This is a genomic window from Mesorhizobium loti CJ3sym, assembly GCF_000472785.1.
GTDB lineage: Bacteria > Pseudomonadota > Alphaproteobacteria > Rhizobiales > Rhizobiaceae > Mesorhizobium > Mesorhizobium loti_E.
Window position 1 is genome coordinate 125,615 of the sequence record NZ_AXAL01000016.1, and the last position, 26,778, is coordinate 152,392.

The 26,778-nt window shown below is 63.6% G+C and carries 24 protein-coding genes and 2 pseudogenes; 7 read left to right on the forward strand and 19 right to left on the reverse strand.

Going from position 1 to position 26,778, the window contains the following annotated elements; all coding sequences use genetic code 11:
* Positions 1-218: 218 nt before the first annotated feature.
* From A3A9_RS0122320 to A3A9_RS0122380, 12 genes and pseudogenes are all read right to left on the reverse strand, one after another.
* A complete protein-coding gene (locus A3A9_RS0122320; RefSeq protein ID WP_027060763.1) occupies positions 219-1,058 on the reverse strand; it encodes a hypothetical protein in 840 nt (279 codons plus the stop codon).
* A gap of 138 nt (positions 1,059-1,196) precedes the next feature.
* The gene (locus A3A9_RS0122325; RefSeq protein WP_027060764.1) at positions 1,197-2,168 is read right to left on the reverse strand and encodes a branched-chain amino acid ABC transporter permease; all 972 of its coding nucleotides are present in this window, start codon (positions 2,166-2,168) and stop codon (positions 1,197-1,199) included.
* A 1-nt stretch (position 2,169) separates the two neighbouring features.
* Positions 2,170-3,057, reverse strand: a pseudogene (locus A3A9_RS41260) (branched-chain amino acid ABC transporter permease).
* A gap of 7 nt (positions 3,058-3,064) precedes the next feature.
* Positions 3,065-3,505 (reverse strand): annotated as a pseudogene (locus tag A3A9_RS39240) (ATP-binding cassette domain-containing protein); the annotation flags it as partial.
* Positions 3,506-3,744: 239 nt separating this feature from the next.
* On the reverse strand, positions 3,745-5,547 hold the full coding sequence (locus tag A3A9_RS0122345) for an ABC transporter ATP-binding protein (RefSeq protein ID WP_033838726.1): 1,803 nt from the start codon (positions 5,545-5,547) through the stop codon (positions 3,745-3,747).
* Positions 5,544-6,488 (reverse strand): acetamidase/formamidase family protein, encoded by a 945-nt coding sequence (locus A3A9_RS0122350; protein ID WP_027060767.1) that lies wholly within the window; start codon positions 6,486-6,488, stop codon positions 5,544-5,546. Before A3A9_RS0122350 ends, A3A9_RS0122345 begins: the two co-directional genes overlap by 4 nt.
* A complete protein-coding gene (locus A3A9_RS0122355) occupies positions 6,478-8,121 on the reverse strand; it encodes an ABC transporter substrate-binding protein (RefSeq protein WP_027060768.1) in 1,644 nt (547 codons plus the stop codon). Before A3A9_RS0122355 ends, A3A9_RS0122350 begins: the two co-directional genes overlap by 11 nt.
* 35 nt (positions 8,122-8,156) lie before the next feature.
* Positions 8,157-9,077: an ABC transporter permease gene (locus tag A3A9_RS0122360; protein ID WP_027060769.1), complete on the reverse strand. Its 921-nt coding sequence runs from the start codon at positions 9,075-9,077 to the stop codon at positions 8,157-8,159.
* Positions 9,074-9,982: an ABC transporter permease gene (locus A3A9_RS0122365; protein ID WP_033838736.1), complete on the reverse strand. Its 909-nt coding sequence runs from the start codon at positions 9,980-9,982 to the stop codon at positions 9,074-9,076. Before A3A9_RS0122365 ends, A3A9_RS0122360 begins: the two co-directional genes overlap by 4 nt.
* Positions 9,960-10,577, reverse strand: a complete 618-nt coding sequence (locus A3A9_RS0122370; protein WP_027060771.1) for an ANTAR domain-containing response regulator — start codon at positions 10,575-10,577, stop codon at positions 9,960-9,962. Before A3A9_RS0122370 ends, A3A9_RS0122365 begins: the two co-directional genes overlap by 23 nt.
* The gene (locus A3A9_RS0122375; RefSeq protein ID WP_027060772.1) at positions 10,574-11,668 is read right to left on the reverse strand and encodes a transporter substrate-binding protein; all 1,095 of its coding nucleotides are present in this window, start codon (positions 11,666-11,668) and stop codon (positions 10,574-10,576) included. The genes A3A9_RS0122370 and A3A9_RS0122375 overlap by 4 nt, the downstream gene beginning before the upstream one ends.
* Positions 11,669-11,817: 149 nt before the next feature.
* The gene (locus A3A9_RS0122380) at positions 11,818-12,687 is read right to left on the reverse strand and encodes a helix-turn-helix domain-containing protein (RefSeq protein ID WP_027060773.1); all 870 of its coding nucleotides are present in this window, start codon (positions 12,685-12,687) and stop codon (positions 11,818-11,820) included.
* Positions 12,688-12,780: 93 nt separating this feature from the next.
* Here A3A9_RS0122380 and A3A9_RS0122385 point away from each other — a divergent pair, with 93 nt between their 5' ends.
* Positions 12,781-14,325, forward strand: coding sequence for a 4-hydroxyphenylacetate 3-hydroxylase N-terminal domain-containing protein (locus A3A9_RS0122385; protein WP_027060774.1), 1,545 nt, complete (start codon positions 12,781-12,783; stop codon positions 14,323-14,325).
* A 6-nt stretch (positions 14,326-14,331) separates the two neighbouring features.
* The gene (locus A3A9_RS0122390; protein WP_023667825.1) at positions 14,332-14,841 is read left to right on the forward strand and encodes a flavin reductase; all 510 of its coding nucleotides are present in this window, start codon (positions 14,332-14,334) and stop codon (positions 14,839-14,841) included.
* Between the two features lie 3 nt (positions 14,842-14,844).
* Here the strand turns inward: A3A9_RS0122390 and hpaR are convergent, their stop codons facing one another.
* Positions 14,845-15,240 carry a homoprotocatechuate degradation operon regulator HpaR gene (gene hpaR, locus A3A9_RS0122395; RefSeq protein WP_245279096.1) on the reverse strand — a complete coding sequence of 132 codons (396 nt, stop codon included), beginning with the start codon at positions 15,238-15,240 and terminating at the stop codon, positions 14,845-14,847.
* A gap of 211 nt (positions 15,241-15,451) precedes the next feature.
* Here hpaR and A3A9_RS0122400 point away from each other — a divergent pair, with 211 nt between their 5' ends.
* From A3A9_RS0122400 to hpaH, 5 genes are all read left to right on the forward strand, one after another.
* The gene (locus tag A3A9_RS0122400; RefSeq protein WP_027060776.1) at positions 15,452-15,838 is read left to right on the forward strand and encodes a 5-carboxymethyl-2-hydroxymuconate Delta-isomerase; all 387 of its coding nucleotides are present in this window, start codon (positions 15,452-15,454) and stop codon (positions 15,836-15,838) included.
* Between the two features lie 12 nt (positions 15,839-15,850).
* Complete coding sequence (gene hpaE, locus A3A9_RS0122405; RefSeq protein ID WP_027060777.1) at positions 15,851-17,368, forward strand: 5-carboxymethyl-2-hydroxymuconate semialdehyde dehydrogenase; 1,518 nt, start codon at positions 15,851-15,853, stop codon at positions 17,366-17,368.
* Positions 17,369-17,383: 15 nt separating this feature from the next.
* Positions 17,384-18,364, forward strand: a complete 981-nt coding sequence (hpaD, locus tag A3A9_RS0122410) for a 3,4-dihydroxyphenylacetate 2,3-dioxygenase (RefSeq protein WP_027060778.1) — start codon at positions 17,384-17,386, stop codon at positions 18,362-18,364.
* A 245-nt stretch (positions 18,365-18,609) separates the two neighbouring features.
* A complete protein-coding gene (locus tag A3A9_RS0122415; protein ID WP_027060779.1) occupies positions 18,610-19,482 on the forward strand; it encodes a fumarylacetoacetate hydrolase family protein in 873 nt (290 codons plus the stop codon).
* Positions 19,479-20,285: a 2-oxo-hept-4-ene-1,7-dioate hydratase gene (gene hpaH / locus A3A9_RS0122420; RefSeq protein ID WP_027060780.1), complete on the forward strand. Its 807-nt coding sequence runs from the start codon at positions 19,479-19,481 to the stop codon at positions 20,283-20,285. The genes A3A9_RS0122415 and hpaH overlap by 4 nt, the downstream gene beginning before the upstream one ends.
* An 18-nt stretch (positions 20,286-20,303) precedes the next feature.
* Here the strand turns inward: hpaH and A3A9_RS0122425 are convergent, their stop codons facing one another.
* From A3A9_RS0122425 to A3A9_RS0122450, 6 genes are read right to left on the reverse strand one after another with little or no spacing between them, the layout of a single operon-like run.
* The gene (locus A3A9_RS0122425; RefSeq protein WP_027060781.1) at positions 20,304-21,326 is read right to left on the reverse strand and encodes a phosphotransferase enzyme family protein; all 1,023 of its coding nucleotides are present in this window, start codon (positions 21,324-21,326) and stop codon (positions 20,304-20,306) included.
* Complete coding sequence (locus A3A9_RS0122430) at positions 21,323-22,630, reverse strand: aminotransferase class III-fold pyridoxal phosphate-dependent enzyme (RefSeq protein WP_027060782.1); 1,308 nt, start codon at positions 22,628-22,630, stop codon at positions 21,323-21,325. Before A3A9_RS0122430 ends, A3A9_RS0122425 begins: the two co-directional genes overlap by 4 nt.
* A gap of 37 nt (positions 22,631-22,667) precedes the next feature.
* Positions 22,668-24,017 (reverse strand): aminotransferase class III-fold pyridoxal phosphate-dependent enzyme, encoded by a 1,350-nt coding sequence (locus A3A9_RS0122435; RefSeq protein WP_027060783.1) that lies wholly within the window; start codon positions 24,015-24,017, stop codon positions 22,668-22,670.
* 20 nt (positions 24,018-24,037) lie between these two features.
* Positions 24,038-24,700, reverse strand: coding sequence for an HAD-IA family hydrolase (locus tag A3A9_RS0122440; protein WP_027060784.1), 663 nt, complete (start codon positions 24,698-24,700; stop codon positions 24,038-24,040).
* On the reverse strand, positions 24,697-25,977 hold the full coding sequence (locus A3A9_RS0122445; RefSeq protein WP_027060785.1) for a Tm-1-like ATP-binding domain-containing protein: 1,281 nt from the start codon (positions 25,975-25,977) through the stop codon (positions 24,697-24,699). The genes A3A9_RS0122440 and A3A9_RS0122445 overlap by 4 nt, the downstream gene beginning before the upstream one ends.
* A complete protein-coding gene (locus A3A9_RS0122450) occupies positions 25,977-26,747 on the reverse strand; it encodes an IclR family transcriptional regulator (protein WP_027060786.1) in 771 nt (256 codons plus the stop codon). Before A3A9_RS0122450 ends, A3A9_RS0122445 begins: the two co-directional genes overlap by 1 nt.
* Positions 26,748-26,778: the final 31 nt, after the last annotated feature.

Consider the following 26,778-nt stretch of genomic DNA (forward strand, 5'->3'; position numbering starts at 1 on the left):
AGGCTGCTTGGAATGCCTCATAGTGCCAAGTGGCTAGGCTAGCGAAGTGAAAATCGCGTTAAGGATTTCAGCAGCTTACAGTGCAATCACTCGATTCTGGGCAGTCACACCGCGTTCTTGTGCCCGCCCGCCAGAGGCGGACGGACTACATGCCTACAAAGGCACCCCGGGCGCTAGCCGGCACCATGATGCTGCAGGCGCCGACGATCGCGGGCGTTTCAGTTGGTGCTGGCTTTGGCGGTAAACCCGCACTGCTTCTGTTCCATATCGATCTGCTTGGTGATGCGGATGGCGTTCTGTGCGTAGGCCTCGGTCACAGAGCCGCTGTTCACGGTCTTGTCCTTCAGCGGACTGACGCCAGCGCAGAGGTGGAAGACATGCGGCTCCGAGGACTTCTTGGCTCCGTTTTCGGGTGCGATCCAGTAGACGACATCCTGACCGGCGGGGTGGCTCGCGTCCTGCGTCGCCGCTGTCACCGCGGCCGAGTCCGTCGCGATCGCCTGCGCCTGCGCGGCGACGTCGGGCGAACAGGCGGTGGTGGGCTGGCCCGACTTGATCTGGGCAGCGCATGCGTTCATGTCCTGGGTGTACTGTTCGACCGACGGGGGTTTGAGACTGACCCCCGTTATCGCGGCGACCACGGCCAGTACAGCACCGAGGCCGCCGGCAATCTTCTTGGTCTGCGGATCCATGTTCTTGTCGGAGAGGATCAGGAAAACCAGCGGGAGGAAGGCAATCAGCGTGATGATGGCGCCAAGCTGGTTTTGGAAGAAGAAACTGGCCGTGTCGGATGCACGGGCCGGATCATGCCTGTTGGCCGCCTTCCACAGCAAGTTGCCGGCGATTGCGAAAATCGCGATGCCAACCAGAAGGCCGATGATCAGCGGCAGGTGTCCCTGGTCGAACTTGTTCTGGCGAAGCAGGATAATCCCGTAGATCTCACCACCAATGGCGACGATCCACGAGAGTGCGGCGAAAAGGCGAAGTCGCGTGGCGGAAGACTTCTGGCCCTGCGTCGCTTGCCAATCCTTGGTAACGTCTGGCTTGTTGTCGGTCATTGATCAAATCCCCCGAGCGCCACAGCAGCCCTCATCACTATCCATATTGCGCATGAGTGAACCCGTCCATCCCCACGGAGACCGCCGCCTCGTTTCCCTGGCGGTCACCTCAATCGCGCGCAGTCGATCTGGCACTGATCAGTCCTTTCCCTGCCGCTTGAGAAGCCGCGCATAGAGTTCGCCGACAATGCCGCGCCGGAAGATCAGCACGCACACCATGAAGATCAGCCCGGTGGCGATGGTCACCGGGAAACCCGAAGTGGCAAGCGTGTTTTCCAGGCCGACGACGAGGCTGGCGCCGATGATCGGCCCGACCATCGTGCCGATGCCGCCGAGCAGCGTCATCAGGATCACCTCGCCCGACATCTGCCAGGTGACGTCGGTCAGCGTGGCGAACTGGAAAACGATCGCCTTGAGGGAGCCGGCCAGCCCGGCCAGCGCCGCCGACATGACAAAGGCGCCGAGCTTGTAGTTGGCGACGGAATAGCCCAGCGAAATGGCGCGATTCTCGTTTTCGCGGATCGAGCGCAGGATCATGCCGAAGGGCGAATTGACGATGCGCCAGATGGCGAAGACGCCGATCAGGACCACCGCCAGCACGAAATAATACATGTTCAGCGAGACGTTCAGATCCAGAACCCCAAGCAGCATGCCGCGTGGCACGCCCTGGATGCCGTCCTCGCCTTGCGTGAAGGGCGCCTGCACGCAGAAGAAGAAGAACATCTGAGACAGCGCCAAGGTGATCATGGCGAAATAGATGCCTTGCCGGCGAATGGCGAAAAAGCCCATGACAAGGCCGAGCAGGGCCGCGCCCGTCATGCCGAGCAGGATACCGGCTTCCGGCAGCCAGCCCCACACCTTGACGTCATGCGCGGTGAAGTAGGCGGCGCCGCCAAAGAAGGTGGCGTGGCCGAAAGACAGCAGGCCGGTATAGCCGAGCAGGAGATTGAACGCGCAGGCGAACAGCGCGAAGCAAAGCATCTTCATCAGGAAGATCGGATAGACCAGGAAAGGCGCCACCAGCAGCGCCGCTATGCCGAGCCCGACCAGCGTCCATTCAAGCCAGCCCTGGGTTCTGGCTGACGTCTCGCGAAGCGACAGTTCCGACATGTCAGATGTCCCTTCCAAACAGGCCGGCCGGCCGGACCAGAAGTACCATCGCCATGATGACGAAGACCACGAGGTTGGAAGCCTCGGGGTAGAAGACCTTGGTCAGGCCCTCGGCGAGGCCAAGCGCGTAGCCGGTGACGATCGCGCCAAGGATCGACCCCATACCGCCGATCACCACCACAGCGAAGACGACGATGATGAGATCCGATCCCATCAGCGGGCTCACCTGATAGATCGGGGCTGCCAGAATTCCGGCAAGCCCGGCAAGGGCGGAGCCGAGGCCGTAGGTCAGGGTCAGCAGCAACGGCACGTTGACGCCGAAGGCCTAGACAAGACGGGGGTTCTCGGTTGCCGCGCGCAGATAGGAACCGAGCCTGGTCTTCTCGATCAGCACCCAGGTTCCGAAGCAGACGATCAGCGAGGCTATGACAACCCAGCCGCGATAATTGGGCAGGAACATGAAGCCCAGATTGGTGCCGCCCGAAAGCAGCGACGGCACGGCGTAGGGATTTCCCGACACGCCGTAACAGTAGCGGAATATGCCTTCGAGCACGAGCGCGAGGCCGAAGGTGAAGAGCAGGCCGTAGAGCGGATCGGTATCGTAAAGCCGCGACAATGCCAGGCGCTCGACCACCATGCCGAAGAGGCCGACGATCAGCGGCGCAAGGATCAGAGCGGGCCAATAGCCGATGCCGAGATAGGTGACCAGGAGATAGCCTGTGAAGGCGCCGAGCATATACTGGGCGCCATGGGCGAAATTGATGACGCGCAGCAGGCCGAATATGACGGCCAGACCCAGGCTCAGCATGGCATAGAACGAGCCATTGATCAGTCCGACCAGCAACTGGCCGAGCAGTGCCTGGACGGGGATTCCGAAGATCATCGTCATGGCGCCCTCATACACCCAGAACGTCGTGGAGATGCGTCATGCGGTCAGCCAGTTCGCCGGTCGGAAATCCGGCGACGACCTTGCCGTTCTCCATCAGGCAGAAACGATCGGCGACACGGCTGGCGAAGCGGAAATTCTGCTCGACCAGAAGGATCGTCAGGCCGCGCTTTTTCAGCGTCACCAGCAACTCACCGATGCGCTGCACGATGACGGGAGCCAGCCCCTCGGTTGGCTCGTAGAGAAGCAGCATCTTCACGCCGGTCCGCAGCATGCGCGCGATCGCCAGAATCTGCTGTTCGCCGCCCGACAGCCTGGTGCCGGGACTGTTGCGTCGCTCCTTCAGATTGGGGAAGAGATCGAATATCTCCGCGACGCTCATGCCGCCCTCGGCGACGACCGGCGGCAGGACCAGGTTTTCGTCGACGGTCAGTGTCGCGAAGATGCCGCGCACGCGGCAGATGATCCACCAGCATGTGCTGCATACATACGGGACGGATTTGGCCATCAGGTTGAAAATGGCCGAACATGTCGTACAGCTCTGGAACCAGCTCTTCCCGGGGCGCCCGGCCGAAGAGATGGAAAGCTTCTATTCGCTCAGCAACCTGGGCAAGTTCCCCGCGAGAACCCCACAGAGCAGTTCCTCGGCTGCGTGAGCTGGCGAAGCGATCCGATGCGGCTGCAGCTGATTCAGTTGCCGGCAGCGACGAGATGGCCGTTGCCGACATCCTGCAATGCCAGCTTCAGCGGCGCCTCGCCGATCTTTCGGGTGGCGCTCGGGATCTCCTGGTCGAGGCGGGCGAAGCGGCTTCTTCGCTGCGCCGGATCGGGCACCGGCACGGCTTCAATCAGGCGCCTGGTGTAGGGATGGCGCGGGTTGGAAAAAACCTGGTCGCGGGTGCCCATCTCGACGATCTGGCCGAGATACATGACGGCGACGCGGTCGGAGATGTTTTCGACCACCGCCATGTCATGCGAGATGAAGAGATAGGCGACGCCGAATTCACGCTGCAACTCCTTCAACAAATCAAGCACGCGCGCCTGCACCGAGACATCGAGCGCGGAGACGCTTTCATCGGCGATGATCAGCTTTGGCCGCAAGGCGAGCGCGCGGGCGATGCAGACGCGCTGGCGCTGGCCGCCGGAGAATTCGTGCGGGTAAAGCTCCATCTGGTCGGCCGACAGGCCAACCCGCTCGAACAGCGCCGCGACACGCTGGCCGCGCTCTTCCCTCGAGGCGATGCCGTGGATCACCAGCGGCTCGGCGACGAGGTCGCCGACGCGCATGCGCGGGTCGAGCGAGGCGAAGGGGTCCTGAAAAATCATCTGCACGTCGCGGCGCACGGCCTTGCGCTCGTCGCGGCCGAGGCCTGCCAGATTGCGCCCGCCAATGACGATGTCGCCGCTGTATGGCACCAGCCCGGCCAATGCCTTGGCGGTGGTCGACTTGCCGCAGCCGGATTCGCCAACCAGCGCCAGTGTCTCGTTGGGTGCGATGGAGAAGCTGACGCCCTCGACGGCATGAACGCGGCGGGTGACCCGGCCGAAGAACCCACCATGCAGATCGAAGCGGACCTGCAGGTCTTTGACGTCAGCGACATTGGCCGGCGTTGCCGTCTCGACCTCTCTGGATGGCTGGCGGCCGACACCGCTGCCGATGCGCGGCACGGCGGCCAGCAGTTCGCGCGTGTAGTCGGCTTGCGGCCGGGCAAAAATGTCTGATGTCTTGCCCTCCTCGACCATGCGTCCGTGCCGCATGATGATAACGCGATCGGCCATTTCGGCGACCACGCCCATGTCGTGGGTGATGAGGATGACGCTGGTGCCGTGCTGGCGCTGCAGGTCGCGTAAGAGCTCCAGCACCTCGCCCTGCACGGTGACGTCGAGTGCCGTCGTCGGCTCGTCGGCGATCAGCACGTCGGGTTCGAGCGCCAGCGCCATGGCGATCATCACCCGCTGGCGCATACCGCCGGACAGTTCGTGCGGAAACTGCTTTAGCCGGCTTTCGGCTTCCGAAATGCGTACCGCCTTCAGCGCCTCGATGGCGCGCTGGCGGGCTTCGGCCTGCGAGAGGCTGGTATGCGCCTCGATCGATTCGGTCAGCTGCCGGCCGATCGACAGCACCGGGTTGAGCGAGGTCATCGGCTCCTGGAAGATCATGGCGATGCGGTCGCCGCGAATGCGCCGCATCCGGCGCTCGTCAAGCGTCGCCAGGTCGGTATCGCCGAGACGAATCTTACCGGATAATATGCGGGCCGCAGGCTGCGGCAGGAGTTGCATGATCGCCAGCGCTGTCATCGATTTGCCGGAGCCGGATTCGCCGGCAATGCAGAGCGTTTCGCCGCGCGCCAGCGTCAGCGACAGGTTGGAGACGACCTCGCGTTCGCCCTCCTCGCCGCGCACGCTGACGGAGAGGTTGGCGATGTCGAGCACCGGTCCCGCCGCGACCGGGGCAGCCGCCCCGGTCCGCTTCCTGGCCACGCCTGCGTTCATTCAAACACGCAGCGCGGGAAGTAGAACGAGACCACCCAGTTCGGCATGTCGACGATCTCGCTGATGCGGAGATCGCCACAGACCGAGGCCAGCATATAGGCCTCGACCGGGTCAATCTTGTAGCGGCCGGCGAGCAGATCGACCATCTGCGCAACTGCTTCTTTGGCGCCGGCCATCAGGTCCGGACCGACACCGGTCGTCACCTCATAGCCCTTGGCGTCTAGGTGACGTGTCACCGGGCCGGAGGTGGTGAAGCGTGGCGTCTTCAGCCTGGCGTCCTTGACCAGATCGAGCTTGAGCACGACGTCCATTGGGCTTTCGATCGCCGTCCCGCAGACCTCTCCGTCGCCTTGCGCGGCATGGGTATCACCGACCGAAAATAGCGCGCCCGCCACTTCCACCGGCAGGTACAGCGTGGTGCCAGCGGCGAGATCGCGGATGTCGAGATTGCCGCCGACGCGTCTCGGCGGCACCACCGAATGATGACCCATCTCAGCCGGCGCGTTGCCGATGGTGCCGGCAAAGGGTTTCAGCGGCACACGGGCATTCTTGCCGAACAGCGCCGGCTCGAGCGAGGCGGCGTCGTATTTCCAGATGTTCAGCGCCGGCTGCTTGAAGTCATCGGCAAGCAGGCCGAAACCCGGAATGTTCGCCGTCCAGCCGAAGCCGGACGGTTTGAACAGCTCGATCGTCACCTTGAGCGCATCGCCGGGCTCCGCACCCTCTACGAAGATCGGCCCGGTCACCGGATTGATCTGGCCGAAGTCCAGCTTGGCGATATCGGCGACCGTGCTGTCGGCCTTCAATTGGCCGCCGGAGGAATCCAGGCACTGGAATTCGATGGTCGAGCCGGGCGCCACGCGCTCGGCCGGGACAAACGAATTGTCCCAGCCGAAATGGTGGTGACGTCCGTGGATGGTGTAGTCGCAGCTATTGCACATCTTTTACGTACACATTGTCATAGTTGATCGGAACGTGGACCGGGTCGACATAGAGATTGTCGGCGCCGCCCATGCGCGCGGATTTCATGGTGAAGCGCTGCTCGTTGAAGACCGGCGCCCAGGGCGCGTCCGCCATGATCTTGGCATAGATGTCGCTCCACATTTTATAGCGCTCATCGGACTTCGCCGGATCAACGATCGAGTCGGCTTCGGCGGCCTTGGCATCGAGATCCTTGTTGCAATACCACGACCAGTTCCAGCCGCCGGGAACGGCACCGGCGCAGCCAAGGATCGGACCGTAGAAGTTCGAGGGATCGGGGAAATCCGCGATCCAGCCCATGCCGCCGGACCAGATCATCGGTGCGCCTGCCTTGTCGCCACCGGCGGCGATGACGTTGGCCTGGGCCAGTGCCTGGATGCTGGCCTTGATGCCGATGGCAGCCAGGTCCTGCTGGATGGCCTGGGCGATGCGCGGGTTGGGATCGGTGTTCATGGCAAACAGCTGGGTGTCGAAGCCATCGGGGTGGCCGGCCTCGGCAAGCAGCGCCTTGGCCTTGGCAACGTCATAGGGATAGCCCGTGAAGGCCTTGTCGTAGGCTGGCATTGACGGCGGCAGCGGCTGGTTGGCGGGAACGGCACGGCCATTGATGATCTGGATGATGCGCGCCTTGTTGATTGCCATGTTGACGGCCTGGCGCACCTTCACATTGTCGAAGGGCGCCATGGTGGTGTTCATGGTGATGTAGCCGGTGTGCAACTGGCCGCCTTCTACGACGCGCGCCTTTTGTTCGGGGTCGGACATCACCTCCTGGAATTTTGCTGGCGGAATGCCGTCGAGGGGCAGGTCGATCTCGCCCTTCTGCAGGCGCAGCAGGGCTACGATCGGCTCCTGGCCGACCTCGAAAGTGATCTTGTCGAGATGCGGCAGGCCCTTGTGCCAATAGTCCGGATTGCGCACGAACACGATGCGCTGGCCAAGCGTCCATTCGGCCAGCTTGAAGGCACCGGTGCCGACCGGATGCTTGCCGAAATCGGCGCCGTATTTCTCCACCTCTTCCTTCGGCACGACATGCGAGAAATTGATGGCCATGACATGGAGGAAGGTGGCGTCGGGGCGGCTTAACTCGAACTTGACGGTATAGGGGTCGACGACAGTGACACCCGCGAGGCTGTCCGCCTTGCCGGCCGCGACATCGTCATAACCCTTGATCGAGCCGAAGAAGCCAGCGCCCGGGCTTTGGGTCTTCGGGTTGGTGACGCGGTCGAGCGAATATTTCACGTCGTCGGCCGTCATCTCGCGGCCATTGTGGAATTTCACGCCGTGGCGCAGCTTGAAGGTGAAGGTCTTGCCGTCCGGCGAAATCTCGTAGCTCTCGGCAAGGTCTGGCTTCAGCTTGGTCGTGCCCGGTTCGTAATCCATCAACCCGTCGAACAGGCTCTTGATCATCGACCAGTTCTGCCAGTCATAGCCGATGGCGGGGTCGAGCGTGGTGACGTCATCCTTGTAGGTGGCGATGATCTCCCCGCCCTGCTTGGCGTTGGGATCGATGGTGTCTTCGGCGCGGGCGCTTGCCATGCCAAGCATCAGCGCCAGCGCTGACGCCGCGACGGTCGATGCGAGAAACTTTTTCATTGTTATGTTCCCTTTCTCTGTTTGTTTTCTTGGTTTCATCTGAGCTTGATTCGTGGATCAATGAACGGTGCGATGATGTCGGCGAGCAGGTTGCCGAGCACGATGGCGAAGGCTGAGACCAGCGTGACGCCCATGATGATCGGAATGTCGACGCGCTGAATGGCTTGCCAGGCGAGTTGCCCGATGCCGGGCCAGCCGAACACGCTTTCGACGACGACGATGCCGCCCATGAAGATGCCGATGTCGATGCCGATCATGGCGATGACGGGCAGGATGGCGTTGGGCAATGCGTGGCGGAAGATGATGGTACCGCGTGCCAGGCCCTTGGCCCGGGCGGTGCGGACATAGTCCTGGCGCAGCACGTCGATCATCGACGAGCGCATCATGCGGGCGTACCAGCCGGCGCCGAGGATTCCCATGGTCAGCGAGGGCAGCACCAGATGTCGCCAGGTGCCATAGCCGCCGATCGGAAACCAGCTCAGCCGCACGGCAAAGACATAGAGCAGCAACAGGCCGACGACGAATTGCGGCGCCGAAACGCCGACGAAGGACGCGACCATCAGCGTCTGGTCGATGGCGGTACCGCGCTTGACGGCGGCGATCAGGCCCATCGAGAGCCCGATCAGCAGTTCGCAGAGGATGGCGCCGACCATCAAAAGCAGGCTGGCCGGCAGTCGCGAGACGATGAGCTCGGTGACTTCGGATCGCTGGATATAGGAGCGGCCGAGATCACCGCTGATGAGCTTCGTCAGGTAGCGCCAGTACTGGACGATAAAGGGCTGGTCGAGGCCGAGTTGCTGGCGGATGTTCTCGACCGTCTGCGGCGTGGCGCTGCGGCCGGCGATCTGGCGCACCGGATCGGCGGGCAGGAGATAAAGCAGCGCAAACGTGATCAGCGATACGCCGAGCAGGATGAGCAGCGACTGGATGAGGCGGCGGCCGAGATAGGCGATCATGCCCGGCCCCTTTGCGTCGGATCGAGGATGTCGCGCAGCGCATCGCCGATCAGGTTGAAGGCCAGCGCCAATGCCAGGATCGCGGCACCTGGGAAGAACACCAGCCAGGGTGCTGCCTGAAAATAGGTCTGGTTCTCGAAGATGATGTTGCCCCAGGAGGCGGTCGGCGGCTGCACGCCGATGCCGAGGAAGGAGAGCGTCGCCTCAAGCAGCACCGTGGTCGAAATGCCGAGCGTGCCCCAGACGATGATGGTCGGAAGGAGATGCGGCAGGATGTGGCGAAACAGGATGCGCGGTGCACTCGCCCCGATGGTGCGTTCGGCGTCAATGAACTCGCGCTCGGCCAGCGAGGACGTCTCGGTGTAAATGACGCGCGCGGTTTGCACCCAGTTGACCAGAGCGATGACCATGGCGACGATCCACAGGCTAGGCTGGAAAACCGCCGCCAGGCAGATGGCGAGCAGCAGCGCCGGGAAAGCCATCATCAAATCGGTGAAGCGCATCAGCGCGCTGCCGATCCAGCCGCGGAAATAACCCGCGGTGACCCCGACCAGCGTGCCGATGAACAGCGCCACGCCATTGGCGACGATACCGATGATCAGCGAGGTGCGGGCGCCATAGAGGATGCGGGTCAACAGGTCGCGGCCGAGCAGGTCGGTGCCGAGCCAGAATTTGGCATTCGGCGGCAAGGGCGAGCCCTCGATGGTCAGGCCGTCGAACATCTGCTCGTTGGGATCATAGCCGGTCAGCCATGGCGCCAGCACGGCGCCGGCGACGACGATGGCGACAATCACCAGGCCGAGCAGCGCCAGACGGCGTTTGACCAGCCGCCGCCAGACGCCGGCGCGCGGCTTGGCCGGCATGCGCGCAGGCTCGATGAGATCAGGCGCGATGGGACTGGTCATCGCCGCCTTCCTCACCCGTTGCTTCTTCACTTGTCATGGCCACAATCCGCCGCGCGGCATCCTCGACGCTGATCTGCCAGCTCATCGCCAGCGAGCGCAGCTGCGCGTAGGCGCGCTCGTCATCCGACCCTTTCGACAGTGCCGCCACCGCGCGCACGATGGTCTGGCGTTCGGCGACGCGCTGGCGCAGCGCGGCAATTTCGCCGGCTAAGTGTCTTCGTGCCTCGAAACTTTGGCGGGCGATCAGCAGTGCGCTGTAGACGCCGGCATTGCCAACCGGCTTCAACAGTTGCGCGTCGGCATTGTGCGACAATGACCATTCAATGCGGCCGGGTGCCTCGGAGCCGATCAGCGCCACCAGCGGCATCGGCGCTTCGCCCGGCTTCCACGGAAATTGCTCGTCGAAGCCGAGATCGGCGTCGAAAAAGACGAAATCAGCCGCCAGCACCTCGGGTGGCAGTTCCGGCCAGCAGTCCTGCGCGATCAGGCCGATGGCCGACAATTGTCGTGTGATGGCCTGCACCGTCGGATGCGGGCGATGCAGGATAAAGGCCCTGGCGCCACCAAGATTGGGGATACGCGAGGTCCTGGTCACGACACCACCCTCAGGCGCGGACGGCCGAATGTCCTGGCGGGGTCGTAGCGCGACAGATAGGGGTCCGGTGCGACCTCATCCTCGCGGCTGACGACTTCGAAAAAGCCGTCGGCGATCCGGCCGATGATGACCGGCAGTGTCGCGTGTTGAGAGTGGGCGTCGATGGCGATCGGCCCGAGCCGGGTCGAAAAGCGCCGCTCGGCGAACGCTTTCGAAAACGCCGCCGGACCAGCTTCGGCATCGCGCGACAGCACATCGGCCATCACCTGCACCGAGGCATAGGCGGAGGCCTCGAAGGATGAGGCGAAGGCCGCCGGCCGCGGCGCGAAATAAGGCCCAACCGACAAATGGCCCTTCCCGGTTTCACCAATCGCCGGCAGTTCACCCTCTGTGAGGTTGCAGGAGATGACAGGGCAGGTTTCCGGACGGAAGGCCGGATCCTCGTTGCCCAGGTCCTGATAGGCGGCCAGAAAGGCGTAGGACGAGGTGCCGATCAGATTGTTGAGGATGAAGTTCGGCCGTGTGGCGCGGATTTCGGCGATCAGACGCGACACATCGGTCTCGCCGATGCGCAGATAGCGCTCGCCCAGCACCTTGCCGCCGCCGTCGGCGATCAGGTCACGCGCGACGCGGTTCATTTCCCAGCCCCAGATATAGTTCGAGCCGAGCAGGAAGCCGTTGGCGCCGAAACGCGGCACGACATGCGCCATCAGCGGCACCAGGTGCTGGTTGGGGCAAGCGTGCATGTAGACGACATGCTCGTTGGCCTCGAACCCCTCATAGGGGCAGGCATACCAGAGCATGCCCCCGGCCTTCTCCAGCACGGGGATTGTCTCCTTGCGGCTCCAGGAGGTGACGCAGCCGACGACATGGCGCGCGCTACTGGTCTTGAAGATGTCCTCGCAGAGCGTCGCGTAGCGATCGGCATTGCTCTGCGGATCGCGTTCGACCGGCACCAGTTCGATGCCGTAGCTCCGATCGGCATTGATGTCGGCGATGGCGCGCATGGCGCCCACGCGGCACGCATCGGAGACGAGCTGATAGCTCCCCGAGCGGGAATAGAGGATGCCGATCTCGATGCGCCGTTTCAAGCAGAACCCCAGAAATGACAATGCCCCGCAGCCAGCGCCGCAAGGGCGAGGCATACGAGGCATATTTGCCGCCCGGCGATCAGAGCCGGTATTTTGCCTTAGCGTATTCGGTCCGGCTGGTCAGTCAAGCGGGAAAGTGAGTCCCCACTTTAACCCTGCTGCAGCTGTTTCCTACGCCAGGAGGCGGGTGCTTCGCCGACCCGCTCACGAAAGAACCTGGAAAAATAGGCCGGATCATCGAAGCCGATCTCGTAGGTGATGTCCTCAACCGTGCGCACGGTGAACAGCAGCAGCCGCTTGGCTTCCAGCAGCCGTCGCTCGCCGACGACCCGCTTGACGCCGCTGCCCAGCACCGCGCGGCTGGCCTTGTCGAGAAGATGCGGCGTCGTGGCCAACGTCTCGACATAGCGATCGACAGGCCAGTTGTCGCGGAAATGCGCGTCGACGAGCCGGCGCAAGCCCATGGCCAGCGACGCATCGGAAGACGGTGCGGCGGCAATGGGCGCCGGTGCGAGGCGCGCGATGTGGGAGAGCGCGACGGCGATCAGCGACGGCAGGACCTTGTCGTTGCCGGCCTGCGCCTCGGCGTATTCGGCGGCGATCATCTCCAGCACCGCCGCCAGCCTTTGCCAGGCGGCGTGATGCGGCAGGCCGTCCGCGAAGACCGGCCTGTCCAGCGGTAGCACGCTATGACCGGCAATCGCCGCGAGCGCACCGTCGGCGACCGAGACGACGATGGCGTCGGTGCCAGGGCCAATCGAGAAGCCATGCACGATCGTGCTTGGCACGAAGCTGACGGCTGGCGCCGAAAAGTCCCAGGATCTGTCCTCGATACGATAGGTGCCGGAGCCACTGGTCCAGTAGGTGATCTGACCCATCTGGGGATGCTTGTGCGCGGCAACCTGACCATGATGAATGCTGCCTCGTGCCAACACTGTCTCGACATGCAGGAAGCCGACATCGAGCGGGCGAACCGGCTCGCCATAGACGAAGAAGTCGGGAATGGAACTCTGACTCATGGAACCGGAAAAAGTCCAATCGGTTTTGCCGTTCCGTCCATAACCGATCCGCCGCCCGAGCGCTAGGATCGGCGTTATCAGCGGAGGAACATCATGCGGTCAGAAGATTATCGTGCCGACAAAGCGCGCCCGTTCACCGGCGCTGAATATCTGGAGAGCCTGCGCGACGGCCGCGAGGTTTATATCAACGGCGAACGCATCGCCGACGTCACCACGCACCCGGCGATGCGCAATTCGGCGCGGTCGCTGGCGCGGCTTTACGATGCGCTTCATGATCCGAAACGGCGGGAGGTGCTGACCTCGGCCACCGACACCGGCTCGGGCGGCTACACCCACAAATATTTCCGCGTCGCCAAATCCTCCGGCGAACTCGCGGCCCAGCAGACAGCAATCGCCGAGTGGTCGCGCATGTCGTATGGCTGGATGGGGCGCACGCCAGACTACAAGGCGGCGCTGATGAACACGCTTGGCGCCAATGCCGACTGGTACGGGCCGTTCAAAGACAATGCGCTTGCCTGGCACAGCAGAGCCCAGGAAGCGGTGCTGTTCATGAACCACGCCATCGTCAACCCGCCGATCGACCGCCACAAGCCGGCCGAGCAGGTGAAGGACGTCTTCGTCCACATCACCAAGGAGACGGATGCCGGCATCTATGTCTCCGGCGCCAAGGTGGTGGCGACGTCCTCGGCGCTGACCCACTACAATTTCCTGGCGCAGAGCTCGGCGACGGTCACCGAGGATCCGTCGTTGTCGGTGATGTTCATCGTGCCGATGAACGCGCCGGGGATAAAGATGTTCTGCCGCGTCTCCTACGAGCAGACGGCCAACACGGTGGCGGCACCTTTCGATTACCCCTTGTCGTCACGCTTCGACGAGAACGACGCGATCCTGGTGCTCGACAATGTCTTCATCCCCTGGGAGGACGTGCTGGTGCTACGCGACGCGCAGAAAATCCTGTCCTTCCATCCGGCGTCGGGTTTCATGCACGGCTATTGTTTCCAGGGCTGCACGCGCTTTGCCGTCAAGCTCGACTTCCTCGCCGGCCTGCTGGCCAAGGCACTGCGCGCCACCGGCGGCGATGCCTTCCGTGGCAACCAGGCGGCACTTGGCGAGGTCATTGCACTCAGGCACATGTTCTGGAGCTTTTCCAACGCCATGGCCTACAACCCGATCCCATGGGCGAATGGCGCGGTGTTGCCTAACCTGGAAGCAGCATTGGCCTACCGCACCTTCATGTCGGAGGCCTATCCGCGCGTCATCGACACGGTGCGCCGGGTGATTGCGTCCGGCCTGATCTACCTGCCGTCGTCGGTCCGCGACTTCAACAATCCGGAGATCAACAAGTACCTGGCGCAATATGTGCGCGGCTCCAACGATATGGGCCATATCGAGCGCATCAAGATCATGAAGCTGTTGTGGGACGCGACCGGCACCGAGTTCGGCGGCCGCCACGCGCTCTACGAACTCAACTATGCCGGCGCGCCGGAAGAGGTGCGGCTGCAGGTGCTGAAGGGTGCTGAACGCGGCGGCCGGCTGAAGGCGATGGAGGAACTCGTCGACACCTGCATGGCCGACTATGACGAGAATGGCTGGACAGGCGACACCTGGCTCAATCCGCTTGCTTCACCGGCTGGGTAAACTCAGATGGCCACGCAGATTTCGAAAGCCGATTTCCGAGACGCCATGGCAAGGGTCTGCGCGCCGGTCAACATCGTCACGACGGATGGACCGGCGGGGCGCGGTGGCTTCACCGCCACCGCCATGTGCAGCGTTTCCGACGAACCGCCGACGCTCCTGGTGTGCATGAACGGCCGTTCGACGCAGGCCGCCATGTTCCTCGCCAACCGGCGTTTCTGCGTCAACGTGCTGACCCATGACCATATGCACCTGGCGGGAAAGTTCGCCGGCGCGACAAGGGACATGGAAGCCCGCTATTCGGCGGCGCGCTGGCAGACGCTGACCTCTGGCACGCCGGCACTGTCGGACGCGATCGTCAATTTCGATTGCGAGATCGAGGACGTGCACATCGTCGGTACGCACAATGTGATGATCGGCCGCGTCATCGATGTCAGGCACGGCAGCGGCGGCTCGGCCCTGCTCTATGTCGACCGCAATTATACGCAGCCAACACGACTGGGGAGTTTTGGCGGGTGAGCCTCAGCTCTCGCCGTCGATCAGCGTCTCCAGGAGATCGAGCAGTTGCTCCAACTTCTCGTGGCCAAACCGCTGTTCAATGTCGTCGTAGATGACGCGGCGCTCTGGCGACAAGGCGTCGATCAAAGCGGATCCGGCCGGCGCGATGGTCAGGATGACGCGGCGGCCGTCGCCTTCGGCCTTGTTGCGGGTGATGAATTTTCGGCCTTCGAGCGCCTTGATGATGCGCGTCAGGCTGGGCGGCAGCACCGAGGCGCGGTCGGCAAGCTCGGTCGCCTCGACCGAGCCGGCTTCGCTCAGCACGCGCAGCACGCGCCATTGCTGTTCGGTCACGTCATGCGCGGCGAGCATGGGGCGAAAGCGCGCCATCACCGCTTCGCGGGCGTGAAGCAGCGCCATTGGCAGGGAACGACGAGTGTTTTCAGGCAGCAAGACGCAGCGTCCCCGCGATTGCGATTGTTAGTCGGGTTCAACCCCTATGGACAACGCCAAAACCCGACCTTTTCATCCCGTATCGTCGCCTCAAGCCTGATGCAAGACTTGACTTCGACGATACCCCATGTAATTAACGCGTTAACTACAACAAAGCAAGATCTGGGAACGAAACGTCGTGCCTCACTTCTCCATCGAGTATTCGGCCAATCTCGATGCCAAGGTCGATATGGGCGAATTGTGCGCACTGGTGTTGCGTACCGTGCTGGACACCGGGCTGTTCGAGACCGGTGCGGTGCGCGTGCGGGCCTTTCGCGCAGACGCCTATGCCATTGCCGACGATCTGCCGGAAAACGCCTTTCTCGACATGTCGTTTCGCATCGGCACCGGCCGCAGCGCCGAGGACAAGAAGCGGACCGGCGAAGCCGTGTTCACGGCGGTGAGCCAATATCTGGCCACTTTGTTCGAGACCCCGCATTTCGCTCTGTCGCTGGAGATCAGGGAAATCGATCCGGTGCTGAGCTGGAAGAAGAATGCAATCCACCCGCGGCTGCGCGGCAAGTGACGGAAGACTGACATGTCCGATCTCGAAGGCAATCTGAAAAAGGCCGAGGCCTATCTGGCTCGGTTCAAGCGCGATGGCGTGCTCAACCAGATCGGCGGCGAGGCGGTGCCGGCCGTCGACGGCTCGACTTTCGAGACCCTGTCTCCTGTCGATCTCAAGTCGCTGGCCAAGGTCGCGCGCGGCAGTGCCGCCGACATCGACCGCGCCGCCAAGGCGGCGAAGGCGGCATTCCCGGCCTGGGCCGCCATGCCGGGCGAGACACGCAAGAAGCTGCTGCACAAAATCGCGGACGCCATCGAGGCGCGCGCCGAGGAGATCGCTTTCGTCGAGTGCTTGGACACCGGCCAGGCGCTGAAGTTCATGGCCAAGGCGGCACTGCGCGGTGCCGAGAATTTCCGCTTCTTCGCCGACCGCGCGCCGGAAGCGCGCGACGGCGAGACGCTGCGCACGACTGGCCAGGTCAACATCACGACGCGCGTGCCGATCGGCCCGGTCGGCATCATCACGCCGTGGAACACGCCGTTCATGCTTTCGACCTGGAAGATTGCTCCGGCATTGGCCGCCGGCTGCACCGTGGTTCATAAGCCGGCTGAATTCTCGCCGTTGACGGCGCGGCTGCTGGTCGAGATCGCCGAGGAGGCCGGCCTGCCGAAAGGCGTCTGGAACCTGATCAACGGGCTCGGAGAAAGCGCCGGCAAGGCGCTGACCGAACACCCCGACATCAAGGCGATCGGCTTTGTCGGCGAAAGCCGCACCGGTTCGATGATCATGCGCCAGGGTGCCGACACGTTGAAGCGGGTGCATTTCGAGTTGGGCGGCAAGAACCCGGTGATCGTCTTCGCCGATGCCGACCTCGAGCGCGCGGCGGACGCGGCGGTGTTCATGATCTACTCGCTCAATGGCGAACGCTGCACCTCGTCGTCGCGACTGCTGGTCGAAGCCTCGGTCTATGACCGATTCACCGATCTGGTGGCGGAGAAGGCAAAGCGCATCAAGATCGGTCATCCGCTGGACCCGAAAACGGTGGTCGGCCCGCTGATCCATCCGGTGCACGAGGAAAAGGTGCTGTCCTATATCGAAATCGGCAAATCGGAGGGTGCTGTGGTTGCCGCCGGCGGCGGCAAGTTCGCCGGACCGGGCGGCGGCTGTTATGTCAGCCCGACACTGTTCACCGGCGCCACCAACAAGATGCGCATTGCCCAGGAAGAAATTTTCGGGCCGGTGCTGACGGCCATCGCCTTCAAGGACGAGGCGGACGCGCTGGCGCTCGCCAACGACACGCAATATGGCCTGACCGGCTATCTCTGGACCTCTGATGTGACCCGCGCCTTCCGCTTCACCGATGCGCTGGACGCGGGCATGATCTGGGTCAATTCGGAGAATGTGCGGCATCTGCCGACGCCGTTCGGCGGCGTCAAGAATTCCGGCATCGGTCGCGACGGCGGCGACCATTCATTCGATTTCTACATGGAGACCAAGAACATCGCCTTCGCCACTTCAGCGCACGCGATCCAGAAACTCGGCGGCTGACTGGAGGAGATCAGAATGCCCTTGCCCAAACCCAACCTCTATCCCGCCTTCAACATCGTGCGGCTCAGCCATGTCGAGCTGGCGGTCACCGATCTTGCCAAATCGCGCGCCTTCTATGTTGACACGCTTGGCCTGCAGGTCACCGACGAGACGTCGGGCGCCATCTATCTCAGAGCCATGGAAGAGCGTGGCCATCACTGCATCGTGCTGAAGAAGGCAACGACGCCGGAAGCGCGCGACCTCGGCTTCAAGGTCTTTTCGGACGAGGATTTGGACAAGGCCGAGCATTTCTTCACGGCCAAGGGCCTGCCGGTGGAATGGGTCGAGCGGCCCTACCAGTCGCGCACCTTCCGCACCCGGGACCCGCACGGCATTCCGCTCGAATTCTATGCCGAGATGACGCGGCTGCCGCCGATCCACCAGAAATATGTGCTCTACAAGGGCGTGAAGCCGCTGCGCATCGATCACTTCAACTGCTTCTCGCCCAATGTCGACGAATCCGTTGCCTTCTACAACGAGCTCGGTTTCCGGGTGACTGAGTATACGGAGGATGCCAGCAGCGGAAAGCTGTGGGCGGCCTGGACGCATCGCAAGGGCGGCGTCCACGACATCGCGTTCACCAACGGCGTCGGGCCACGCCTGCACCACGTCGCCTTCTGGGTGCCGACGCCGCTCAACATCATCGACCTGCTCGATTTGATGGCCACCACCGGCTACCTGCCGAACATCGAGCGCGGCCCCGGCCGGCACGGCATTTCCAACGCCTTCTTCCTCTATGTCCGCGATCCGGACAATCATCGTATCGAGATCTACTGCTCGGATTACCAGACGGTCGATCCGGACCTCGAGCCGATCAAATGGGACCTCAAGGACCCGCAGCGCCAGACGCTGTGGGGCGCGCCGGCCCCAAAAAGCTGGTTCGAGGAAGGCAGCATCTTCGCCGGCGCCACCGCGCGCCAGCCGGATTTGACGGCGTCGCCGATCATCGCGCCTTAGGTGGGTTTTGGTTTGATGTCAGCGTTCGTTGTCGCCCCCCTTTGTCCTGCCGGACATCTCCCCCTCAAGGGGGGAGATTGGCTAGGCCCATGGCCGGCGCCTTTCTTGCCGCGCTGGAAATTGGCGAAGGCAGAGATGAAATCCAATCTCCCCCCAAGAGGGGGAGATGTCCGGCAGGACAGAGGGGGGCGCCGTAGAGCTCCAGCCTCGCGTATATTCAACATCATCAATGGCGGAGTTGCCGCATGACCCCGCCACGGCTCGCCACCTTCACCACCAACGGCAAGACCCGCTATGGCGCGGTCACCGACAAGGGCGTCATCGACCTGTCGGCGCGCCACAGCCAGTGGCCGACACTGCGCGAGGTGATCGAGGCCGGTGCCCTGCGGCGGTTGGCGGAAGAGGCCGAAACCTTCGCCGTCGATTTCCCGCTCGATGCCATCACCTACGACATCCCGATCCCGTCGCCGGAAAAGATCATCTGCGTCGGCGTCAACTACCCCGACCGCAACGAGGAGTACAAGGACGGCCAGGCGGCGCCAGCCAACCCGTCGCTGTTCATCCGCTTTCCCCGCTCCTTCGTCGGCCACGACGCGCCGCTGGTGCGGCCACCGGAATCGCCGCAACTCGACTATGAAGGCGAGATCGTCATTGTCATCGGCAAGGGTGGACGGCGTATCGAAGCGGCCGACGCGCTCAGCCATATCGCCGCACTCTCGCTGTGCAACGAAGGCACTATCCGCGACTGGGTGCGGCATGCCAAGTTCAACGTGACGCAAGGCAAGAATTTCGACGGCACCGGCTCGATCGGCCCATGGCTGGTGCCGTTTACCGACGAGGCTCAGATCGCCGATATCGCGCTCACCACCCGCGTCAATGGCGAGGTACGACAACAAGACCGCACCAGCCGGATGATCTTTTCCTTCCGCAAGATCATCAACTACATCTCGACCTTCACCACGCTGGTGCCTGGCGATATCATCGTCACCGGTACACCGACCGGCGCCGGCGCCCGCTTCGATCCACCGATCTGGCTAAAGCCGGGCGATGTGATCGAGGTCGAGGCCGACGGCATCGGTGTGCTCAGAAATGGCGTCGTCGACGAGGCAGCGGCATGACCCCGGAGCAAGTGGAAGACGCCGCAGCACGGCTGTTCGAAGCCGAGCGTTCGCGCCGCCAGATCCGGCTGCTCAGCCTCGATTTCCCTGAGGCGACCATGGAGGATGCTTATCGCGTCCAGGCAGCGCTGGTGAACCGCAAGACCGATGCCGGGCTGAAGCCGAAGGGCTGGAAGATCGGCCTGACCTCCAAGGCGATGCAATATGCGCTGGCCATCGACACACCGGATTCGGGTGTGCTGTTCGACGACATGTTCTATAGCGATGGCGCGACCATTCCCGCCGGCCGCTTCATCCAGCCGCGCGTCGAGGCCGAGATCGCCTTCGTCATGAAGGCACCGCTCAAAGGACCTGGCGTCACCATCTTCGACGTGCTCAACGCCACCGACTACATCACACCGGCGCTGGAGATCCTCGACACGCGCATCGAGCGCGTCAATGCCGAGACCAAGAAGGTACGAACTTTCTTCGACACGATTTCCGACAATGCCGCCAATGCCGGCATCGTCATCGGCGGCCGGCCGCAGCGGCCCGATCAAGCCGACATGCGCTGGATCGGCGCCATCGTCTCACGCAATGCTGAGGTCGAGGAGACCGGGCTTGGCGCCGGCGTGCTCAACCACCCGGCCATGGGCATCGCCTGGCTGGCTGACCGGCTCGCGCGCTACGGCCTATCGATCGCGACCGGCGAAGTGGTGCTGTCGGGCTCGTTCGTCCGTCCGGTAGAGGCACGGCCGGGCGACACGATCGTCGCCGATTTCGGCAGTTCGGGAACGGTCAGCATCCATTTCGCCAAGGGCTGACGGTTCTATCGCCGCCCCTTATTCGCCGCGCAGGTAGTCAATCACCACGTCGGCTGCGATATCAGACATGCGCAGGCCGACCTCTCTGGTGATATCGCCTTCGACACGGCTCTGCACCCAACCGAGGAAAGCGAAGGCCCGCAGCGCCGCGAACAATGGCAATGCGGCGATGTCCTGCGAGGTAAGGTCCCGCTGCTGCCGATAGCCATCGAGTAGAGCAGCCTCGATCAGCGGATAGATCGCCTCCTCGCGGTTCTGGTAAAGCGCGACAGCGAGGTCATACATGTGCCAGCCATGGCCGCAATCGTCGAAGTCGATGATGCGCACCGCGCTGTCATGGATGAGTACGTTCTCCCGCACCAGGTCGGCATGGATGAGGCCGAAGTTGCGGGCGCTGCGTTCATGCGCCGACAGCGCCTTCACGGCCTTGTCCCGGGCCTGGAGAACAAGCTCGCGGCGCGGACCATCGAGAAAGGGCGAGGTCTCGAAGCGGCCCCAGGTCGGGTTCTCACCGAAGAAACCGTCGAGATCCCAGGCATGGCGGGCAAAGCCGGCGGGCGGCGTCCAAGCTGATGTGACATTGTGCATATGCGCGATGGTCCGCCCGATCGCCGTGAAGACCTGTCTCGCCTGTTCCGGCGTGTAGGCCAGGGGTACGCCCCGCGCGCCGACGGCGCGGCCTTCGAGCCAGCTCAGGCAATCGGCCTGGCGAGGTGGCCCCGAAGTGGCCGTGCTGACGAGCACGAACGGATCGCCGGCCTGCGTTGCGACCGGAGACGGCGTTGCAACACCAGCTGATTCCAAAACCCCCATCCATTGCAGTTCCGAGCGCAGCGCGGCATCGCTGTGATAACCGAGCCGGTGAATGCGCATGGCTGCAGGCTCGCCGTCGGGCAGGCGGACGCGGAAGACGGCATTCTCGCGGTATTTCAGCAGCTCCGGTTCACCGTCGTGGACGCCCCAATGGGCAAGCGCCTGCCTGGCAAGCTCCGTAACATCTGCTGCGGTCTCAGGCTCGGATTGCGCGGAAATTGCGTTCACGCCGGCACTCCGCCGACTTCATTGAGCACTTCGTCGAGTGTGCCTATCAGCACATCGGCATTGTCGCGGGAAAACGGCATGGGCGGGCGGATCTTGAGCACATTGCCATGAATACCGGTCTTGCCCATCAGCACGCCACGCTCACGCATGGCGTTGATGACGCGCCCGGCTATGTCGGGCGCCGGCTCGCGCGTCTGATGGTCGTGGACCAGCTCGGCGCCGAAGAACAGGCCGGCGCCCCTGACTTCGCCGATGCAGTCATGGCGGTCGGCCAGCGGCCGCAACAGATCGAGCGCATAGGCGCCGACATCGCGAGCATTGGCGACAAGCTTTTCCTGTTCCAGGACATCGAGGACGGCGTTGGCCACCGCGCAGGAAACCGGGTTGCCGCCAAAGGTGTTGAAGTAGCGGAAGGCGTTGCGGAAGGTCGCCAATATATCCGTGGTGGTGACGACAGCGGCGACCGGATGGCCATTGCCCATCGGCTTGCCCATGGTGACGATATCTGGAACGAAGCCGGCGCGCTGATGACCCCAGAAATGGCTGCCGGTGCGGCCGAAGCCGGGCTGCACCTCATCGGCGATGACCAGCCCGCCGGCGTCGCGCACCGCCGCCACGGCGTCGTCGAAGAAGTCGCTGGGAAGCGTTGGAAAACCTTCATTGGCGAGCAGCGGGCACAGGATCATGCCGGAAAGGCCGATGCCGTCCTTTGTCAGCGAAGCGATGGCTTCGCGCACGGCGTCGCCAAACGCCTTGCCGTTGGCCATCGCGTCGGGGTAGCGATAACTGTCGGGCGCCGGCACCAGCCTTACAGACGGCGCGCGCCCACCGACCGGCGGCATGCGCGTTGAGAGCTGTGAAACCGCCGTGGTGTTGCCGTGATAGGTGGCGTCGGTGGCGATGATGCCCATCTGGCCTGAAGTCGCCTGCGCCATGCGCAGCGCGATGTCGTTGGCCTCGCTGCCGGTGCAGGTGAGGATGGCGGTCGACAGGCTGGCGTCGAAAGTCGCGGTCAGCCGCTCGACATAGTCGAGGATGGCGGTGTGGAGATAGCGCGTGTGGGTGTTGAGCAGGCTAGCCTGCCGGCACAGCGCCTCGACCACATGCGGGTGGCAGTGCCCGACATGAGCGACATTGTTGTAGGCGTCGAGATATTTGCGGCCATCGGCATCGTAGAGCCAGGCGCCTTCGCCGCGCACCAGATGCACCGGTTCGTCATAGAACAATTGCGATTTCGCGCCGAGCAGGCGAGACCGCCGGCTAAGGAGCGCTTCCTCGGTCATTACTTTCTGCGATTGAGTCATCCGTTGGTCCCAAAATCTCGTTGTATCTGCCGGCTCATCAGACCTTCAACAGTCCTGCGCCGATCGCCTCGCCCATCTTCGCGACGTTGGCGGCGCTGATGATCAGTGGGGGCGAGAGGATGATGGTGTTGCCGGAAACGCGCAGCATGACGCCAGCTTCGTAGGCCCCCTCCGAGACCACGGCCATAGTCTTCTTGTCGGCGGGTTTTTTCGTCGCGCGATCGGAAACCAGTTCAACCGCCGCCATCAGACCCTTGTAACGGACATCGCCAACGACTGCGTGCTTGACCTTCAGCCCTTCCAGCACGGCCGCCAGTTCGACGCCGCGTGCGGCCGCGTTCTCGTTCAGGCGCAGCCGCTTGGTCTCGGCAAGCGCCGCCAGACCCGCTGCACAGCCGACGGGGTGGCCGGAATAGGTATAGCCGTGGCCGATGGCGCCAAAGCTGGTCTTGTCGGCCTCGAAGACATCGGCAACCTTGGCGCCGATCAGTGTGGCGCCGAGCGGGAAATAGCCCGAGGTGATCGCTTTGGCGATGGTCATGAAATCCGGCTTCACGCCGGACAGCCGCGAGCCCGACCAGGCGCCGGTGCGACCGAAGCCTGTGACGACCTCGTCGGCGATCAGCAGGATTTCATGACGGTCGCAGATCTCGCGCACCAGCGGCATGAAGCTCTCATGCGGAACGATGACGCCGCCGGCGCCGAGCACCGGCTCCATGATGAAGGCGGCGATGGTGTCGCCGCCCTGGAAGGCGATCTCGTCCTCCAGCGCCTTGGCACAGAGCTTCGCCAGCCGCGCCGGGTCGGTTTCATCGAACGGGTTGCGGAAGGTCCAGGGTGCCGGAATGTGGAAGACCCCGGGCAGCAGCGGCTCGTAGTTGCGGCGGAAATTGGCGTTGCCGTTGACCGAGGCGCCGCCGAAATGCGTGCCGTGGTAGCCTTTCTTCAGAGCCAGGAATTTTGTGCGATCGCCCTGGCCGCGGATCTTCCAGTATTGCCTCGCCAGCCGCAGTGCGGTTTCGACCGAATCCGAGCCGCCCGAGGTGAAGAAGGTCCGCACCATGCCTTCCGGCGCGAACCATTCAGCGAGTTCGTAGGCGAGCTCGATCGACGGTCCGGTCGAGGTGCCACGGAAGCCGGAATAGTAGGGCAGCGCGCTGAGCTGGTCGGCGATCGCCTTCTTGATCGGGTCGCAGCTGTAGCCGAGATTGACGTTCCACAGGCCGCCGACGGCATCGAGTACGGTGTTGCCGGCGATGTCGGTGACCATGACGCCCTCGCCCTTCATGATCACCTTTGGCGGGTTGGCCCGCATCTCGGCGGGATGCGCCATCGGATGCCAGATCGGCTTGGCGTTGGTTTCGGTGAGGAAATTGATGTCGCGCATGACAAGGCTCCGCAGATGTCTCAGGGGACGAGGTCGAAATGGGCAAGGGCTTCGGCATAGGAATGCGCCGGCCGGGCAACGTCGAAATGAACCGTGCGCATGCCGGCGGCACGGCCGCCATCGACATTGCGCTGCTGGTCGTCGACGAACACACAAGCGTCGGCCGGCAGGCCAAGCGCTTCGGTGACGAAGCCATAGGCGCGCGGGTCGGGCTTGAGGATGCCGGTATGGGTGGCGTCGACAATCACGTCGAACAGGCCGAGCAGCGGTAGTCGCCGGCGGAAATCGGTGCCGTAGAACAGGTCGAGCTCGTTGGACAGGATCGCCAGGCGAAATCCCGCCGCATGGACGGTGCGGATGGCGCGGTCGGCTTCGGGCCGCACCACCTTTTCCGGCTCGGCGCCACGGGCGCGCTGGACAAAAGTCTCCATTGCCTGCCAGTCCTCGCCGACGAGCCGGCCGACCTCGCTTGTGCGCGTGCGCCAATAGTCGCGTTCGCTGATCTCGTCGGCCTGCATCGAGCGCCAAAGCGGGTCGCTGTCCGGATCGAAAGGCCCGCGCCATTGCAGCGTGCCGGGCTTCAGGCCAAGCGCCTGCTCGGTCAAGGCATGGGTCTCGAACAGCGTGCGGGTGACGACGCCGCCGAAATCAAGCACCAGCGCCTGGGCCGGGACAGCACTCACGCCGCCACTCCCTTGGCCGGCATGCCGCGCGGAATGATGCCTTCCTCGACCCAGCGGTCGAAGATTTCCAGCGCCTTGGCGACGAAGCCGTCGCTGTTGATGTGGGCGTCGATCTCATGGAACTCGACGCTGGCGGGGATTACCTTGCGCATTTCATCGACGAAGGCGGCAAGCGCTTCCGGCTCGTAGAGCGGTTCGCCCTCGACGTCCCATTCCTGGATGCCGCCCGATGGCAGGATGAAGGCGGAGCGCCCTTTCGAGGCGCCGAGCTTGGCGGCGATGGTCCTGGCGACCTCGCGGCGATCGTCGGCATCGACGGTGACCGAAGCGATCAGCCTGTTGTGAGCGTGAAACGGACGTTCAGAGAATTTAGCCGGCAAATCCTGCCAGGTCGGCAGGTCCACCATGTCGACCGCGCCGGGTGCGGCGATCTGCGGAATGCCGCGCGCGCCGGCATTCTCCAGCCGGTCAGCGCCCGAACTGACGACGGAGCCGGCCAGATGGTTGGTGATTTCTTGCAGGCTGAAGTCGAACACGGCGCAGAAATGGTCCTGGCCGGCGATCGATTCGAAGGCGCGGCCGCCCATTCCCGTGGTGTGGAAGACGGCAACGTCATAACCGCGCCGCTCCAGCGCCGGTTTCAGCGTCTTCATATAGCGCAGGCAGGAGCTGCCGAGCGAAGTCATGCCGACGGTCGGGCCGGTCACCGGCGCCGAGGCGCGGGTCTCCAGCACGATCCTGGCCGCACCGACCACCGCGCCGCAGGCTTGCGACAGGACCAGCTTGCAGATCGAGTTGAGGCCGTAGAGCCCGCCGGCCCAGAGGATCATCATCAGGTCGGGCGCGACGCGCTCCGGCGGGATGAGATGCGAATAGGCGATGGTCGAGACGACGAATTTCGGCACGCCGAGCGGCAGCGAAAGCGCCACGTCAAGCGCCAGATCGGTGCCCATCGAACCGCCTATGGCGATGAAAGCGTCGATCTCGCCGTTCCGGTGGAGCTGGCGCACCAATTGCACGGCGCCGCCGGCCATCAACGTCATAGCGGTGTTCTCGTCGCCGCTCGAAACGATCTCCTCGATCGTCACGTCGACGGCGCGGGCAACGGCATGCTTGTCGTGATCTGGGCTGTAGGGCGGATTGCCGAGCACGCTGACATCCATCATCACGGCGCTGCCGCCCGATGCCTCTATGCACGCTTTCATGAACAGCAGCTCGTCGGCCTTGGTATCCCCGGTGCCGATGACCAGGATGCGGGGCGCGGTCTGTGCAGACATCAGGCCTGCCTCCTCAGGGTTTGCAAATTGTCGCCATTGAGGCGCATCGAAATCTCCCTTGCCGCTTCCATCACCGCAAGTCCTCGTTGCGCGATGTCCGCCGCCGTCGTCCTGGCCTTCGGTGCCGCCACCGCTATGGTGCCGAGCGCGAAACCGTCCGCCGCCAGGATTGCCGCCGCGACTGATATGACGCCTTCTTCCAAGCCTTGATCGCAGATCGAATAGCCGCGCTCCCGGGCCTCAGCCATGGAGCAGGAGATGGCGGCGGGCTCGATCAGCGTATGCGCCGTGAAGGCTTCGAGCGGGCCTGCCAGGCATGCCTCGACGGCCTCGTCCCTGGCGAAAGCCAGATAGGCGATGCCCGACGCGGTCGAATGCAGGGGCAGAAGCTGACCGATATCGATGTTGACCCGGTTTGCCCAGCTGGGATGCTCGACATGGACGGTGACCAGCCTGTCGGTGCCGAATTCCGACAGATGCACGGTCTCGGCCGTCGCACTTGCCAGATCCCGCAGCAGCGGCACCGCGGTCTGCAGAAAGGGAAAGCAGGCCTCGCGGATGCGCGCCAGCCGCGACAGGCCGGCGCCGAGCCTGTAATGCCGCGTGCCGGCGTCCTGCTCGACGAAGCCGTGGTTAGTCAGCGCCACCAGCAGCCGCCGCGTCGTCGCCTTGTCGAAGCCCGAGCGGCGCGCCAGCTCGGTCAGCCCGAGCTCAGGCTCGGCCACGGTGAAGAGCTCCAGAAGTGAAATCGCCTTGCCGACCGTACCCAACGCATCCTCCAGGCATTTGCCTCCCACCAGA

Coding starts and splice junctions, on each gene's coding strand:
- A3A9_RS0122430 (WP_027060782.1), bottom strand. CDS start 22,630: ATGACTCAATCGCAGAAAGTAATGACCGAGGAAGCGCTCCTTAGCCGG.
- hpaR (WP_245279096.1), bottom strand. CDS start 15,240: ATGGCGCTGCTTCACGCCCGCGAAGCGGTGATGGCGCGCTTTCGCCCC.
- A3A9_RS0122390 (WP_023667825.1), top strand. CDS start 14,332: ATGGCCACGCAGATTTCGAAAGCCGATTTCCGAGACGCCATGGCAAGG.
- A3A9_RS0122350 (WP_027060767.1), bottom strand. CDS start 6,488: ATGTGCAATAGCTGCGACTACACCATCCACGGACGTCACCACCATTTC.
- A3A9_RS0122435 (WP_027060783.1), bottom strand. CDS start 24,017: ATGCGCGACATCAATTTCCTCACCGAAACCAACGCCAAGCCGATCTGG.
- hpaH (WP_027060780.1), top strand. CDS start 19,479: ATGACCCCGGAGCAAGTGGAAGACGCCGCAGCACGGCTGTTCGAAGCC.
- A3A9_RS0122320 (WP_027060763.1), bottom strand. CDS start 1,058: ATGACCGACAACAAGCCAGACGTTACCAAGGATTGGCAAGCGACGCAG.
- hpaE (WP_027060777.1), top strand. CDS start 15,851: ATGTCCGATCTCGAAGGCAATCTGAAAAAGGCCGAGGCCTATCTGGCT.
- A3A9_RS0122445 (WP_027060785.1), bottom strand. CDS start 25,977: ATGTCTGCACAGACCGCGCCCCGCATCCTGGTCATCGGCACCGGGGAT.
- A3A9_RS0122355 (WP_027060768.1), bottom strand. CDS start 8,121: ATGAAAAAGTTTCTCGCATCGACCGTCGCGGCGTCAGCGCTGGCGCTG.
- A3A9_RS0122365 (WP_033838736.1), bottom strand. CDS start 9,982: ATGACCAGTCCCATCGCGCCTGATCTCATCGAGCCTGCGCGCATGCCG.
- A3A9_RS0122345 (WP_033838726.1), bottom strand. CDS start 5,547: ATGAACGCAGGCGTGGCCAGGAAGCGGACCGGGGCGGCTGCCCCGGTC.
- A3A9_RS0122360 (WP_027060769.1), bottom strand. CDS start 9,077: ATGATCGCCTATCTCGGCCGCCGCCTCATCCAGTCGCTGCTCATCCTG.
- hpaD (WP_027060778.1), top strand. CDS start 17,384: ATGCCCTTGCCCAAACCCAACCTCTATCCCGCCTTCAACATCGTGCGG.
- A3A9_RS0122385 (WP_027060774.1), top strand. CDS start 12,781: ATGCGGTCAGAAGATTATCGTGCCGACAAAGCGCGCCCGTTCACCGGC.
- A3A9_RS0122415 (WP_027060779.1), top strand. CDS start 18,610: ATGACCCCGCCACGGCTCGCCACCTTCACCACCAACGGCAAGACCCGC.
- A3A9_RS0122380 (WP_027060773.1), bottom strand. CDS start 12,687: ATGAGTCAGAGTTCCATTCCCGACTTCTTCGTCTATGGCGAGCCGGTT.
- A3A9_RS0122325 (WP_027060764.1), bottom strand. CDS start 2,168: ATGTCGGAACTGTCGCTTCGCGAGACGTCAGCCAGAACCCAGGGCTGG.